11 protein-coding genes and 1 pseudogene are annotated in these 13,847 nt (G+C 60.3%); 5 read left to right on the top strand and 7 right to left on the bottom strand.

Annotated elements, in window-relative coordinates; genetic code table 11:
• Positions 1–4: 4 nt before the first annotated feature.
• Positions 5–898 (bottom strand): FkbM family methyltransferase, encoded by an 894-nt coding sequence (locus tag C482_RS04460; RefSeq protein ID WP_006166282.1) that lies wholly within the window; start codon positions 896–898, stop codon positions 5–7.
• 49 nt (positions 899–947) lie between these two features.
• On the opposite strand from C482_RS04460, the gene C482_RS04455 reads away from it, so the two are divergent.
• Positions 948–2,027 carry a phosphotransferase family protein gene (locus C482_RS04455; RefSeq protein ID WP_006166281.1) on the top strand — a complete coding sequence of 360 codons (1,080 nt, stop codon included), beginning with the start codon at positions 948–950 and terminating at the stop codon, positions 2,025–2,027.
• Between the two features lie 76 nt (positions 2,028–2,103).
• Entirely contained in the window at positions 2,104–3,231 is a 1,128-nt protein-coding gene (locus C482_RS04450) for a stage II sporulation protein M (RefSeq protein ID WP_006166280.1), read from the top strand.
• A 443-nt stretch (positions 3,232–3,674) separates the two neighbouring features.
• Here the strand turns inward: C482_RS04450 and C482_RS04445 are convergent, their stop codons facing one another.
• Both C482_RS04445 and C482_RS04440 read right to left on the bottom strand, forming a co-directional pair.
• Positions 3,675–5,084, bottom strand: coding sequence for a protein adenylyltransferase SelO (locus tag C482_RS04445; protein WP_206537130.1), 1,410 nt, complete (start codon positions 5,082–5,084; stop codon positions 3,675–3,677).
• Positions 5,085–5,258: 174 nt separating this feature from the next.
• Positions 5,259–7,925 (bottom strand): heavy metal translocating P-type ATPase, encoded by a 2,667-nt coding sequence (locus tag C482_RS04440; RefSeq protein ID WP_006166277.1) that lies wholly within the window; start codon positions 7,923–7,925, stop codon positions 5,259–5,261.
• A gap of 300 nt (positions 7,926–8,225) precedes the next feature.
• Here C482_RS04440 and hisG point away from each other — a divergent pair, with 300 nt between their 5' ends.
• Positions 8,226–9,080, top strand: a complete 855-nt coding sequence (hisG, locus tag C482_RS04435; RefSeq protein WP_006166276.1) for an ATP phosphoribosyltransferase — start codon at positions 8,226–8,228, stop codon at positions 9,078–9,080.
• A 116-nt stretch (positions 9,081–9,196) separates the two neighbouring features.
• Here hisG and C482_RS04430 read toward each other — a convergent pair whose 3' ends face one another.
• Entirely contained in the window at positions 9,197–9,451 is a 255-nt protein-coding gene (locus C482_RS04430) for a PRC-barrel domain-containing protein (protein WP_241431882.1), read from the bottom strand.
• A 192-nt stretch (positions 9,452–9,643) separates the two neighbouring features.
• Here C482_RS04430 and C482_RS04425 point away from each other — a divergent pair.
• Positions 9,644–10,629: pseudogene (locus tag C482_RS04425) on the top strand (M48 family metalloprotease).
• Positions 10,630–10,654: 25 nt separating this feature from the next.
• Here C482_RS04425 and C482_RS04420 read toward each other — a convergent pair.
• A complete protein-coding gene (locus tag C482_RS04420) occupies positions 10,655–11,113 on the bottom strand; it encodes a hypothetical protein (protein WP_006166274.1) in 459 nt (152 codons plus the stop codon).
• Positions 11,114–11,308: 195 nt separating this feature from the next.
• Between C482_RS04420 and C482_RS04415 the strand changes: the two genes are divergently transcribed.
• A complete protein-coding gene (locus C482_RS04415; protein ID WP_006166273.1) occupies positions 11,309–11,740 on the top strand; it encodes a universal stress protein in 432 nt (143 codons plus the stop codon).
• Between the two features lie 86 nt (positions 11,741–11,826).
• On the opposite strand, the gene C482_RS04410 is transcribed toward C482_RS04415, so the two are convergent.
• Both C482_RS04410 and C482_RS04405 read right to left on the bottom strand, forming a co-directional pair.
• Positions 11,827–12,936, bottom strand: coding sequence for a potassium channel family protein (locus tag C482_RS04410; RefSeq protein ID WP_006166272.1), 1,110 nt, complete (start codon positions 12,934–12,936; stop codon positions 11,827–11,829).
• Positions 12,937–13,229: 293 nt separating this feature from the next.
• Positions 13,230–13,790 (bottom strand): TATA-box-binding protein, encoded by a 561-nt coding sequence (locus tag C482_RS04405; protein ID WP_004267580.1) that lies wholly within the window; start codon positions 13,788–13,790, stop codon positions 13,230–13,232.
• Between the last annotated feature and the right edge of the window lie 57 nt (positions 13,791–13,847).

Raw genomic sequence — 13,847 nt, 5'->3', positions numbered from 1 at the left:
CCCGTCATCGGGGTTCACAACGCCAATAGCCCTCGCGCGGCAGAATTCCGTACGAAAGATCCTGCAGAACCCCCTTCGTTTCGCCTGGAACGTTTCCTGACAGGCCGTCTTCATGGTACTCGAGTACGACCGTTGGCTCGTGTCTGGCGAGCGTCTCGCGTGCGCCGCGGATCACGGCGGGGGCCATCCCTTCGACATCGACCTTGATCGCGTCGGGAGCCGGCAACGAGTCGGTGAGTACGAGGTCGTCGAGGCTCATCACCGGAACCGAATCCACCTCATGGACTCGCGCCCCCCAGCGCGTGGCGCTCTCGCGGTCGAACGACGACAGTTCCGGGTTACTCGAACGGTAGAACGGACTGGGGGTTGGCGCTGGTTCGTCTCCGAGGCCGTACTCAAGTACCGTTACCTGCTCGTCCACGTCGTTCAGTTCGACGTTCGCGCGCAGCCGCGCAGCAGTCGTAGGTGAGGGTTCGACCGCAACGATTTCTCGCTGCGGGGCGGCAGTCGCGAGCGCGAGGGTGTAGATACCGACGTTCGCGCCAAGGTCGTAGATGACAGCGGACGGCCCGCAGACGGCGTCGAGTTCGGCGAGCATCGCGTCTGAACCGTGGCGGTTGCAGAGTTCGTAGCACTGGAACTCACCGGCTGGCGTTCGGTTCGTCCGTGCAACCCACCGGTGGTCGTAGTTCAGCCGCGCCAGCCGGTGGTAGGCGCGCCCGGCGACCTCGCGAGCGATGGTTGCGGCTCGCGTCGTGACAGAGGGAGAGGCATGCGAGCCGAGTGCCATTGACGGGGGAAACGGGAGCCAGCGAGTTGTACCTGCGGGACGCGTCTCGATGTATGCGAGGGCGAGTGCTGGTACGAACGCAACCGAGAAAGAGAACGTGTCAGCCACAGAAACACGGGGGAACCGATACCCCTCACCCTGTTGTACACACCTGCGAATGGAGCCGAGCACTGTCGCCGAACAGATTACAGCGGCCGCACTCGAGTCCACCCTCGACCTCGAGTCGCCGCCGACAGTCCGCTCCTGTTGGCGACCAGCCGCGGGGTCGGTGGCAGAGACGTTCGTGGTTGCACTCGAAACGGGTGGTGATAGAAAGCAGCACGCGTCGGCTGTCCCGGAGCGCGTCGTCTGCAAACTCGGCGGCGCGAGCGTCTGGACCGGCGACGTGATCGAGCCGCTGGTACTCGGGCAGGTCAGCGAGTTGTCGTCGCTGCCCGTGCCGGCTGTGATTGCGAGCGGGTCGATCGAGATCGACAGTGGCGACGGACTCGCGAGTGGGGATCGCTGGGCACTCTACGAGTTTCGCGACGGGCAAAACGCAGGCGAGTGCTATCACACCCACGGAGCCACTGCCCGGCGACGACTGGTCGCACAGGCCGGCACGGCCCTCGGCCAACTCCACAGCCTCGGCGAGGATGACTCAGAACTCGAATTCGATCGGGTCGGTGGGCTCGCACGCGACACAGGGACAGAGGAAACGGCGGAAACGCAACGAAGGAAAACGAGAACAGCCAGGAAGAACGCAGGGACACTCGAGTTGACCGAACTCGAGTGCTGGCACGCGCTCGATCCCCCAGCCAGACTCCGTTCGGCGCTGCCGGTTCCGCTGGCCGGGGACGATGGCTGTCGCCCGGTGCTCACGCACGGCGATTTCCAGCCGAGTAATCTGCTCGTGACGCCGGCAGGCGATATCACGGCGATTCTCGACTGGGGAAACGCCCACGTCACGCACGACGAGTACGCGCTCGCCAGAGCCGAAGTGCGGTTCGTCGACCTGCACGCCCGCCGATTTTCGCGGGCCGAGCGCGAGCGGCTTCGGACCGCGTTCCGCCGTGGGTACACCGCTCACGCGCCCCTCTCGGACGAGTTTGACGAGCGGGCACCGAGCTACAAACTGCTGTGGGCGCTTCAGTCCGGCGCGAACTACACCCGAATCGTACGAAGTGCTCGTGGTCGACAGCAACTCTGGCGACAGTGTCAACGGCTCCTCGGACGGGACGCGATGGCGACCCCGTAGTCAGCCCCCCTGTCGGACTTGCAGCGAGAGTCGAGGAGTCGGCGGGTTTATCCGGACTTCTGTCGAATTACCGTTTATGAACGGTGCCGACGAGGGCGGCACGGGCGGCGAGTCATCGGCGGACGAGCAGCCACACGTCCGAGACGAGGATCCGCCACACAGGCGCAAGCTCGAGCAAGAGCGCGAGCGTGAGCATGGTAGCAATGGCGCGGGAGAGGGTGAGGGTGAGGGTGAAAACCAACAGATCACCGTCGATCCGTCACTGACGGGCGCTGATTCTGCGGGGGACTCGAGTCGGCACGCAGACGAGACACATGCCATCGACACCGATCCAACCGGTGGTCCACCAGGGCAAGACCCAGTGAGAGACGGCCCCTCACCGGGGGCGAACGCGCACCGAAACTGGTTCGGTATCTTGGTTGGCCTCTCGGTCGCCGCCTTCCTCACGGCTGCAGTCACGGTCCTCACGCAGGACGCCATCGAGCCGGTCCTTGGCGTCACGGCTCTCGGCGTCGGCTTCGCAGCAGCGGCGGGCATCGCCCGAACCAACACACCGTGGCTCTTCGACGTGCTGAGTGCCGCGTGGGTTGAACACCGCCGCTCGGTCTGGGTCGCCACCGGCATGTTCGCGGTTGGAACCGCAATCGGCATCGCCCTCCTGCTCGCCGGCGTCAACCTGCTCGAAATCGTCGCCGAACTCCTCGAAGAGGAACTGCTGCCCGAACTCGAGGACGAGCAGGCGAACGGGGAACTCGAGTTCACCGCAACGTTCTTCATCCAGAACAACTCGGTGCCGTTCCTGATGGCGATTGGCGGTGCGCTCACGCTTGGCCTGCTCACGGCCTTCATCATGGTGTTCAACGGGATTATCGTGGGCAACGTAAGCGCTGCTGCCGCGGAGATCGCTGGAGTTGACTTCATCCTCGCCGCACTCGTCCCGCACGGTATCTTCGAACTACCGGCGCTGTTTCTGGCTGCCGGCGTCGGCTTTCGGTTGCTCTCGCGGTTTGGCCAGCGAGTGCTCGGCTCACGGGACGTGTTTTTCACCCGGCCGTATCTGGTCCGAACTGCGGTGTTCGTCCTCTTCGCCTGGCTGTTGCTCGTCCTCGCCGCGTTCGTCGAAGCCTACGTGACGCCGGAACTACTCGAGGTGCTCTTTGCGGAGTTACTCGAGGGGCCGGAGGACGGGCCGGTGACGCCCTGAGTTGACCCTGTCTAGACAATGTCGTCAGTTTGGCTCTGTTGGAATGACAGCTGTCTGACGGAGAATACGTGCTGAATACAGAGCGCATATCTTGCACGGAAGTGGATTCTGTCAGGAACGCTGCGGCTGGATTGGACAGAGAGTAAAACGGCTGTTCTGTTAGTGCGATTTGTGGATGTGCTCGCGCAGCGACTCTGTATCGTCGAATTCCTCGCTGCAGACTCCACAGGTGTGGTGGTGAAGCGGAAGGTGTTGGGTGAGTCCTGCTGCCGATTCAAACTCTTCGTCGCACGTTGAGCATTTGACCGCCATCAGGTTATTAACTCGGGTAGAATAGGATAAAAAGGTTTGTTAAGAAGTGGCAGAAAATCCAGGAATAGTGTGTTAATTACGACACGTAGGCTCTTATCATGCGGGCTTAAATTTGGTAGGGTTGACAGCGATCATCGCTTCCCCTTACTACGTGTTACAGTAAGTTGTATACTTTGAATCGAATTCTTCTGGAGGGGGTTGTTGAAATTGTGAATTCGACACTTTCGATTCATAAGGATTCTTAACACAGTCAGTAAATTCTTGAATGTAGATAGATCACCTTTTTCTAGATATTTATCTAGTGCCTCTTCTACTAGGTAGTTGCGGGGGATATAACGAGGATTGGTTTTATTCATGACCTTCTTATCTAGACCAATAGTAGATAATTCACTCCTGATATATTTGAAATCTTCAGACGAATAGACTACGTCATCAAAGGAGCCAGGGTTTTCTAATTCTATGAATGTGTTCGTATAATCTGCTCTAGATTCACGAAGCCAATCTAAAAATCTATTTACTATTTCTTTCTCTCCGTCTGATTTGATCCCTAGTTTCTTCCTCATCATCTTGTGATATTTCGCATCAAATATCTCCTCAAAATTGTCTAACTTGGCTTTTAGTTCATCAAAACCGTGAGACGATTCTTCAAAAAGCGGTTTGAGGGATTCTGCGAAACGTTTGATATTCCATTTCAAAATGCTTCTTTGACTCCCGAAAGAATATCTACCTGTTCTATCTATAGAGCTGAAGACAGTATCCTCGTCATAATAATTCATGAACGCACATGGTCCGTAATCAAATGTTTCTCCAGCTATACTCATGTTGTCTGTATTCATCACCCCATGTATGAATCCTACACGCATCCAGTCAACAACCATATTTATAGAAGACCGCATAACCTCATCAAAGAAGTCTAAGTATTTCCCATCCTTATTACGCAGATGCGGATAGTGCCTGTCGATTACATAATCAGTGAATCGCTCTAGTTCTCCGGTTGCTTGGGTTGCAACATATTGGAATGTACCGTATCTGATGTGGCTTTTCATCACTCTTACAAGGACAGCTCCAGGTTCTGTTTTACGTCTTTTAACTGATTCTCCGGTTTCGATTACTGTTAAGCTCCGGGATGTTTTTACACCAAGGTTTTGCATCGCATATGAATAGATGTACTCCCTGAGCATTGAACTAACAGTTGCATTTCCGTCGCCGCTACCTGAGTAAGGGCTTCTACCAGATCCTTTCAACTGAATATCATATCTGCCACCATCGTGTACATGTTCGCCTAGTAGCATCGCTCTTCCGTCGCCAAGTACAGTATAACTTCCAAATTGATGTCCTGCATATGCTTGAGCGATCGGTTCTTCTAGAAGCTCTTGGCCTGAAAGAATTTGGCTATTTAAATCCGATTTATGTAATCCAAGATCATCGCATAGACTGTTATTTAGAACCAAAACCTCTGGATCGTCGATGGCTTTGGGCTTCGCTTTCGAATAGAGTTTAGAGTCCAGGTCTTTGTAGGTTGTGTCAAACGAAAATGGCATGTGATGTTATACTACTTATCGCTTCCATTTTAATAAACTGTTCCTTGTGAACTACCCCACCCTACTCGCGCTGATGCGCTCGCTGAAATGAGTGGCCCGCGGTTGCGAGTTTCACCCTCTGGATTCAGCACGGTTCCTGATTTGCATCACCGATCAAGGGGTGCAAGCGGGGCGTCAGTTTCGACCCAGAAGCGCATCGAGCGGCTTCAACACTGCGAGCCGGTAATCCTCGTGCGGATCGTAGGTCGCAAACGAGAGACTGTTGGCCATCACACTCACGCTCGAGGTCGCCATCGCGAGCCCGGCTAGTGCGGGGTTCAACATCCCGAGTGCGGCGATCGGAATGAGCGTCGTGTTGTAGATGAACGCCCAGAAGAGGTTCTGGCGAACCTTCGAGATCGTCGCCTCGGAGATGCGAACGGCCTTGAGCACGTCGGCCGGGTCGTCTCGCATCAGCGTCACGTCGGCCGATTCGATGGCCACGTCGGTCCCCGACCCGATGGCAACGCCGACCTGTGCGGTGGTTAGTGCAGGTGCGTCGTTGACGCCGTCGCCAACCATCATTACGCGGTTGCCATCGTCCTGCAGCGCCTCGACATGATCCGCCTTGTCCTCCGGCAAGACCTCCGCGCGGACGTTCTCCGAGGGAATACCGACCTGTTCGGCAACCGCCTGCGCCGTGCGCTCGTTGTCGCCGGTGAGCATCACAACCTCGGTTCCGCGGTCGTGCAGCGCTGCAACTGTCTCTTTCGCGCTCTCGCGGACCTCGTCTGCGACCGCGAGCACACCGCGAAGTTGCCCGTCGACCGCGACCGCCATCGCCGTCTTCCCCTCGCGCTCGAGTTCGGTCAGCGTCTCCTCGGCTGGCTGGGTGTCGATCCCCTCGTCCTCGAGCAGCTTCCGGCGGCCGATCAGAACGCGCCCGCGGTCCGTCTCCGCGCTGACGCCGTGGCCGGGGACGTTCTCGAACTCGCTGACCTCACCGAGCGCGATGTCGCGCTCGTCAGCGCCGTCGACCACCGCTCGGGCGATCGGGTGTTCGGAACCGGATTCGGCGGTCGCCGCCGCACCGAGGAGGAATGCTTCGGGAGAGACGTCAGCGTCGGTCTCCGCCTGCTCTGCGAGCGCGCCCCCGTCGGGTGTAGGTTCGCCGCCGTCAGTCGCCGTCGACTCAGCAGCGTCGATGACCTCGATGTCCGTTAGCGTCATCTCGCCGTGGGTCAGCGTCCCCGTCTTGTCGAAGACGATCGTGTCGATGCCCCGAACCTGCTCCAGCACGTCACCACCCTTGAACAGGACGCCGTTCGTCGCCGAGAGCGTCGAGCCAACCATCGTCGCCGCCGGCGTCGCCAGCCCGAGCGCACAGGGGCAAGCGATCAGCAGCGACGAGGCGAGCACGATCACGGAGAACTCGAGTACCGGCACGCCAGCGCCCCCGGCCGCGGCAACCTCGGGGCCGCCCTGGACGAGACCCCAGAGTGGGATCATGTCGACGAACGCCGCAAGCGGTTCCGGGAACGCAGCCCAGAGCAGCGCCCAGACGACCGCGTTGACGATCACCGCAGGGACGAAGTACGCGCTCACCTTGTCGACCAGCCGCTGAATCTCGGGCTGGCGTGACTGGGCTTCCTTCACTCGGTCGACGAGTTGCTGGATCGCCGTCTCGGAGCCGACCTTCGTCGCCTCCACGAGGAGCACGCCGTTCTCGTTGATTGTCGAGCCGACAACCTCGTCGCCGGCTGCCTTCTCGACCGGAACCGACTCGCCGGTTAGCATGGATTCGTCGACCGCACTCTGGCCGTCGACGACCTCGCCGTCGGTCGGAATCCGCTCGCCCGGCCGGACCTTCATCACGTCGCCGACGGCGACGGTCTCGAGTGGGACCTGTTTCTCGTCACCGTCTTCAACGACCGTCGCTTCGTCAGCCTCCATCTCCAGCAGTTCGCGCAGCGCGTTGCCCGCGCGGGCTTTCGAGCGGACCTCAAGCCAGTTGCCGAGCGTGATGAACCAGAGGATGAACGCGACGGCCTCGAAGTAGAGCCCCGCGCCGGCGATAAGCCCAAAGAGGAACACCGTACTGTAGACGTAGCCTGCGGACGTGCCGAGCGCAACTAGCGTGTCCATGTTCGCCCGCCGGTTGTGGGAAAACGCTCGCCACGCGCCCGCGATGAACTCCTTCCCCAACGTCGCCATCAACGCCGTCGCAAGCACGAACTCGAGTAGTCCCATGATCGGAACCGTCGCAATCGCGAGGTCGACGGTCCCGAGGTGGGGCAGCGCCACGAGGTCGAACATCGCGAGCATGATCGGCACGAACGGCAGCGTCAGGATGCCGCCGCCGATCACTAGCCGGCGTTGGCGGCGGAGCTCTTTCTCGACAGCACGCTCGCGCTGGCTCGCGCCCTGGGTCTCTTCGACCTCGTCACGGACGGGGTCGTAGCCGGCGTCTTCGATCGCGTCACGGATGTCGGCCAATGAGATGTCGTTCGGGTTGTACTCGACGCGTGCCTCGTCTGAGGCGAAGTTCACGTCGGCACGAATCACGCCGGGGAGGTCCGCAACGGCGTCGCTCACCGTTCCTGAACAGGTCGAGCAGGACATGCCCATCACGGTGAGCGTCTCAGTAACCGAGGCGGCCTCGTAGCCAGCGTCCGAGATGGCCTCGTAGATATCAGCCAGCGAGGTCTCGGTCGGGTTGTACTCGACGGTTCCCTCGTCCGTCGCGTAGTTGGCGTTGCCCGCGTCCACGCCGTCGAGTTCGGCGACTGCGTCCTCGACAGTTCCCGAGCACGTCGAACACGACATGCCCGTGATCTCGAGGTGGGTCCGTCTGGTAGTCATGGCTAGTCGTACGGGCTACACCTTCAAGCGGATTGTGCCTTCGAAAGTTCGACTCGTTCAGCCACTCGTTTTCGAAAGTAAATCTGAATCCGAGTCGGGACTCAGATACGAAAGCAACGCGGCCCCAGCAAGTGTGTGAGGCCAACATGTACTCGAGTCCCGACTTCGTTGTCAGTGGAACTCACCTCGTTACACTGGCAGTGGACACTTGCGACTCGAGTATCTACCGCGGGAAGTAAGCAAAACAGCGGCTGACGGAGATGAAAAGACAATTCCCCGCTGGGCACCAACACGCCGTAAATGCGAATCGCCGTTCCCAACAAGGGCCGCCTGCACGAGCCGACGATCGACCTTCTCGAGCGGGCCGGGCTCCATCTCGAGAACGGTGCCGATCGGCAACTCTACGCCGACACCGTCGACCCCGACGTCTCGGTGCTGTTCGCCCGCGCCGCCGACATTCCGGAGTACGTCGCCGACGGCGCGGCCGATATGGGAATCACCGGCTACGACCAGGTTCAGGAAGCGCAGGTTGAGGACGTCGCAGAGTTGCTCGATCTCGAGTTTGGGACCTGTCGACTCGTCCTCGCCGCACCGGAAGACGACGAAATCAAGACTGTCGAGGATCTCGCTGACAAGACCGTTGCGACGGAGTTCCCCAGCATTACCCGCGAGTTCTTCGCCGAGCGCGGCCTCGAGCCGACCGTCGTCGAAGTCTCTGGTGCGACCGAACTGACTCCCCACGTCGAAATTTCTGACGCCATCGTCGACATCACGAGCACTGGCACGACACTGAAGATGAACCGCCTGGCAGTTATTGAGGAGGTGCTCTCGAGTTCCGTCCGCCTGTTCGCCCGGGCAGACGTATGCGAGGAATCGAAAGTCGAGGAGGTCCGGACCGCGCTGGCGTCGGTGAAACAGGCCGAGGGCAAGCGCTACCTGATGATGAACGTACCCGAGAAGCGTCTCGACGACGTGCGCGACGTGATTCCAGGCATGGGCGGCCCGACGGTGATGGACATCGCAAACGGCGGCGGCGAGAAAGTTGCGGTTCACGTAGTGGTCGACGAGGGAGACGTGTTCGAGACGATTACGGACGTCAAACAGGCCGGCGCGAGCGATATTCTGGTGACGGAGATCGAACGGTTGGTCGAGTGAGCGGCCGGCAGACGACGGCCAACAGAGATTTTACGGAGTCATTCGGTGCGAAGCAACCGCTCAACGGGAGCACTGAGCGGATGGTCCAGCAAGTAACGATCAGCGGCGAGCAACTGTCAGTCGGCGTCCGACAGCGACACAACCAACTGGTCGTCGACCCCGACAATCGCGCCCGCAGCGATTCGAAGCTCGCCGTCCGGCGTCCGCGGGATATGTCGAAGCTCACCAGCTGATCGGTCCGTGTCGACGAGAACCGATTCTAACCGGCCAGTTTGTGTATTCATCGTCAGATTCCGGACGGTGCCGAGCTGCCGACCGTCCGCACTGCACACCGGTTTTTCCGTCAGGGCACTCGCAAGGATTGGGGACATACCACCAGTATCGTCGTTCACATAAATAAAAACACGTGTCTGCAGTGTCACGTCACAGGTCGTCATCGAGGCCGAGCAGTGGAACATGAATCCAGACAGTACGAACGCCGTCGTTCACGCATCTCAATACTGTTGCAGGGGCCGATCAAAAACACCCGTATGTCCCCCGTTCGTGCCGGTCTAAAGGCACGGATGGTCGCAGCCGTCGCCGGTCTAGTACTCGTCACGGCGGCGTTTCTCGCCGGCGTCTGGGCCATCTTCTACGGCATCTTCACCGTCTTCGACATCGTGTTCGCGGCACAGTACGCCGCCGGCATCACCATCATCACGCTGCTAGCGATCGGGTCTCTCGAGTACACCCAACTCGAGACGATCGAGCGACTGGCGGACGCCCACTCGGTCGACGAGGAGGCGGCCCCGGAGTTGTATCAGACGACGACCCGGGTTGCGGCCCAGCTAGATGTCCCTGTCCCGACGATCGCCGTCTCGGACCGCGACGCGCCGGAGGCGCTGGTCGTCGGCTTCCGGCCGGAGAACATGCACCTCGTACTCTCACTGGGGACGATCGAGTCGGTCAGCGGTGCGAACAGCGACGAACTCGAGGCCGTGATCGCCCACGAACTCGCCCACGTTGCAAACCGGGACGCAATGGTCATGACCGGCGTCTCCCTCCCCGTCGTGCTCGCGACGGCCTGAGCTCACGGATCGCCAAGATCGAGGATCCTGGCTGGCTCGCGGTTTTTACGGTGCCGCTCGGGTTCCTCTCGGCGGGCGTGCTGGTCGTCGGACGGACGATCACGAGTCACCTCTCGCGTGCCAGAGAGCGAGCGGCGGATCGGGCAGCTGCCGAGGTAACCGGGTCGCCCGCCGCGCTTGCGAACGCCCTCCGGCGACTGGATCAGGAGGTTGCGGAGACGCCGACGACGGATCTCCGGGATGTGTCGGGTGTCTCGTCGCTGTCGATCGTCCCGCTTGAGCCGGCGGAACTCGAGAAGGTCATGCTCGGTCCAGAGGGCGACCGGGAGCCGGCCTACTGGGAACTCACGAAGCGGCTGCACCGGATGGAGCGCCGGTTGTTTGGAACGCACCCGCCAACGGAGTCACGACTCGAAGCGCTGGCGAACCAGGAACGGAAGCAAGAGCGAGAGCAACAATCAGGACGGCAATCAGCCGAGTAGCGTTCTTGAGGTGTCGACGTGCGTTTCAGGAAGAGTGTCGTCGAACGACGATCCATCGATGAATGGAGTAGGTGGTTGCCGCGGCCAGCGAGATAACAAGTCCAAGTAGCCAGCCAAAGGCGGCGTATCCGAGAGCCACCGATTCGTAGGGGTCGATCACGTCCTGTGGCGGCTCCGTGGCCCACGGGCCAAAGTGTGTGATGACGACCGCGAAGAGTATGCCACCAAGCACGATAGTCCAGTACCGTACCCCGACCTGTTCAGTCACTGTTAAGTACACGCCAATCGCGATGACCGGGTAAATCAGGAGCGTGTACGTGAATACGGTGACCTCCGGAATCAGTGGCCAGCCGACGTGATTTCCCCGAATGATGTGATCGAGGTGGTGGCCGATTCCGAAGATCGTTCCAATTCCGATTAGAAAATACAGTCGCGTATCAACACCTGCCGTCGGAGAGTCACGTGGCTCGTTCGATTCGGACATGCCCCTAGAAGTGGTAATACAGTGATAAAATTGGTTATTATAAATGAACGGTGTGGTATCGTCAGCAGGGGAAACGAAGCTCCGCTGTAACCGATAGGAGTGCCGGCTGCGGGCGATTAGTGTGTTACCAGATGCTAAATCAAACGACGCACACCGTAGCGATACCACTATGGCTGTTGGGAGCTAACAATACGCATGTCAGAACACGTACTCGTGCCAATCGATCGGTCGGAACAATCACGGACAGCGCTGGCGTTCGCCGTCGACGAATATCCGGACGCGGCGATCACGTTGCTTCACATCATCGACCTCGGGAACCTCACGAAGTACGGCGACGAGGGCTACTTCTTCAGCGACGACTTCGTCGATCAGTTACGCCAGCGCGGTCGCGAACTGCTCGAGGAGAATCGAAAACGAGCGATGGAACGCGTCGCTGGCGTCGAAATCGAGACCGAGCTCAGAATGGGCTCGCCGGCGCGGACGATTACGGAGTACGTCGACACCCACAATGTCGATCACGTCGTCATGGGAAGCCACGGCCGCCACGGCGTGAGTCGCGTGTTGATCGGCAGCGTCGCCGAAACAGTGACCCGCCGGTCGCCGGTGCCGGTGACCATCGTCAGGTGAGTTGCGGGTACCGGTGGCGATGGGCAGCTCAGTCGCTGATTCCGGCACCGATCAGCAGATGAGCCGCGGACGGCAGTTCGATCACGTCACTTATCGACCGGCGGCCACTCCCACGCGTCGGCCCGTACGACACCGAGGAGCCGCCGCCGGCGCTCGGCGTGGTCCTCGAGTGCCGCCTCGAATTCGTCGTCCGAAACGGTCGGGATGTCGTCCTCGCGCAGGCGGTCGAGTTCCGGCGCAGGCGGGGCTTGCGCTGCCGGCTCGATAAACGCTGTCTCTAACGTCTCGAGGTAGCCGTCGACGCTCGAGCGTGCGTCTGCAACCAGCGTCGGATTCGGCTGTTGATCGTCCGGAATCCCGTGTCGAAAGAGCGTGAGTGACTCGTCCAGAATCGGAACGGCGACCGCGGAGGCCTGGGCCGCCTGCTCGCTGTGGTAGTAGTGCAAGATCGGGTAGGACTTGTGTTGCTCCGCGAGGAGGCTAAGCTGTGTGGCGAGGGACTCGAGTGGAAGGTCCAGCCCGGCGAAGGGGTCGTCAGCGTTGGGGTGGGGGTGGGCGTCCGTATTGGTGCCGCCGTCAGTGACCGTCCCGGTCGGACCACTGGGACCAGTCGAGCCGCCACGGCCGCTGCCGTCGGGCGAGTTGCCGGTCCACCCAGTTCTGACGAGCCGTTCGCTTCGGTCGCCAAGACCCGTCACATCGCTCGCGAACGAGCGCTTTTCCGAGACTGCACCGAGCACCGAGAGCACGTAGGAGACCGCGAGCGTGACGAACGCCATCCCCGTCGCCGTCGTCGCGGCGCTGACGAGTTCCCAGGTCGCACTTGTTGGCGTGTAGTCGCCGTTGCCGCTGGTGAACATGGTGTAGGCGACGTAGTAGAGCCGGCCCGGCCAGGTCGCGGGGTCGCCCGTGTGGGTGTTGACAAGCGCAGTTGAGCCGCCGGCAAAGAGGAACGCCCAGCCAAGCCAGAGCAGCCCGATCCACATGGCCAGCGTGAGCGCGAGAATCAGCGGACCGGCGATACTGAGCGTTCGGGAGCGCTCTCGTGCGACGAAGCGAAGGCCGCGCCAGACACCCGTCGTCAGTCGTCCCGAAAGCGGACCGGAGCCGCCGTCGACCCAGAGGGTCGTCCAGAAGAGGTCGATAATGACCGCGGTCAACACCACAATTCCGACGACGAGAAACAACGGTTGCATGGATTCGGGCAGTGCCTACGACGCCCCGCGGTGTCAACGATGGCCCGGCGACGGACGACCCGGTTTTGTGCCCGTCGCTTGCAACCGGAACGCACCGTGCCGTTTGGGAACGACGGGACGCATCCGGAAAACAGAGAGATGCATCTCTGGGAAACAGGACGGGTGGAGAACCGAGATTAGAGAGTGTCGAACGCAAACGCAGACCGCAGACCGCGAACCGCGAACGCAAACCGCAGATACCGCGAGAAGAGCGGCAGAGCGTCAGTGAGCACGAGCCGGAACGGTTCCAGCCGTTACTCGAGAAGGCCGAGATCTTCGAGTCGAGAGACGATCTTGTCGACAGCGTGTTCGGCGTCTTCGGGCTTTTTGCCGCCGGTGATGACGAGCTTGCCCGAACCGAACAGTAGTGCGACGACTTCGGGGTCGTCGAGGCGGTAGACGAGGCCAGGGAACTGCTCTGGCTCGTACTCGATGTTCTCCAGTCCTAGCCCGATCGCGATGGCGTTCAGGTTGAGGTTGCGCCCCAGGTCGGCCGAGGTGACGATGTTCTGGACGACGATTTCAGGGTCTTCGTTGACCTGAATCTGGAGTTCACGGAGCTTATCGAAGACGATACGGAGGCTCTCGTGGACATCGTCAGTGCTCTTTGCGCCGGTGCAGACGATCTTCCCCGAACGGAAGATTAGTGCTGCGGACTTGGGATTCTGGGTGCGGTAGACGAGACCGGGGAACTGCTCGGGGTCGTAGTCGGCCCCTTCGAGGTCCATCGCAACGCTCTGGAGATCGAGTTCCTGTCCAATGCCGGTCGACGCCACCACGTTTTCGATGTTGATGGTGTCCTTCGGATCCGTCATAAGTCGCTTAAAAAGACGTATTTAAGGTTTATAAAGCTTGGTACCGGCACCTGATAT

This window comes from Natrialba chahannaoensis JCM 10990, from assembly GCF_000337135.1.
Lineage (GTDB): Archaea > Halobacteriota > Halobacteria > Halobacteriales > Natrialbaceae > Natrialba > Natrialba chahannaoensis.
The sequence above is the reverse complement of the archived record's forward strand: the minus strand, read 5'-3'. Positions and strand labels throughout refer to the sequence as shown.

Bases quoted from the DNA above. Each gene is read 5' to 3' on its own strand.
- C482_RS04455 (WP_006166281.1), top strand. From the start codon at position 948: ATGGAGCCGAGCACTGTCGCCGAACAGATTACAGCGGCCGCACTCGAG.
- C482_RS04450 (WP_006166280.1), top strand. From the start codon at position 2,104: ATGAACGGTGCCGACGAGGGCGGCACGGGCGGCGAGTCATCGGCGGAC.
- C482_RS04445 (WP_206537130.1), bottom strand. From the start codon at position 5,084: ATGCCATTTTCGTTTGACACAACCTACAAAGACCTGGACTCTAAACTC.
- C482_RS04440 (WP_006166277.1), bottom strand. From the start codon at position 7,925: ATGACTACCAGACGGACCCACCTCGAGATCACGGGCATGTCGTGTTCG.
- hisG (WP_006166276.1), top strand. From the start codon at position 8,226: ATGCGAATCGCCGTTCCCAACAAGGGCCGCCTGCACGAGCCGACGATC.
- C482_RS04430 (WP_241431882.1), bottom strand. From the start codon at position 9,451: ATGTCCCCAATCCTTGCGAGTGCCCTGACGGAAAAACCGGTGTGCAGT.
- C482_RS04420 (WP_006166274.1), bottom strand. From the start codon at position 11,113: ATGTCCGAATCGAACGAGCCACGTGACTCTCCGACGGCAGGTGTTGAT.
- C482_RS04415 (WP_006166273.1), top strand. From the start codon at position 11,309: ATGTCAGAACACGTACTCGTGCCAATCGATCGGTCGGAACAATCACGG.
- C482_RS04410 (WP_006166272.1), bottom strand. From the start codon at position 12,936: ATGCAACCGTTGTTTCTCGTCGTCGGAATTGTGGTGTTGACCGCGGTC.
- C482_RS04405 (WP_004267580.1), bottom strand. From the start codon at position 13,790: ATGACGGATCCGAAGGACACCATCAACATCGAAAACGTGGTGGCGTCG.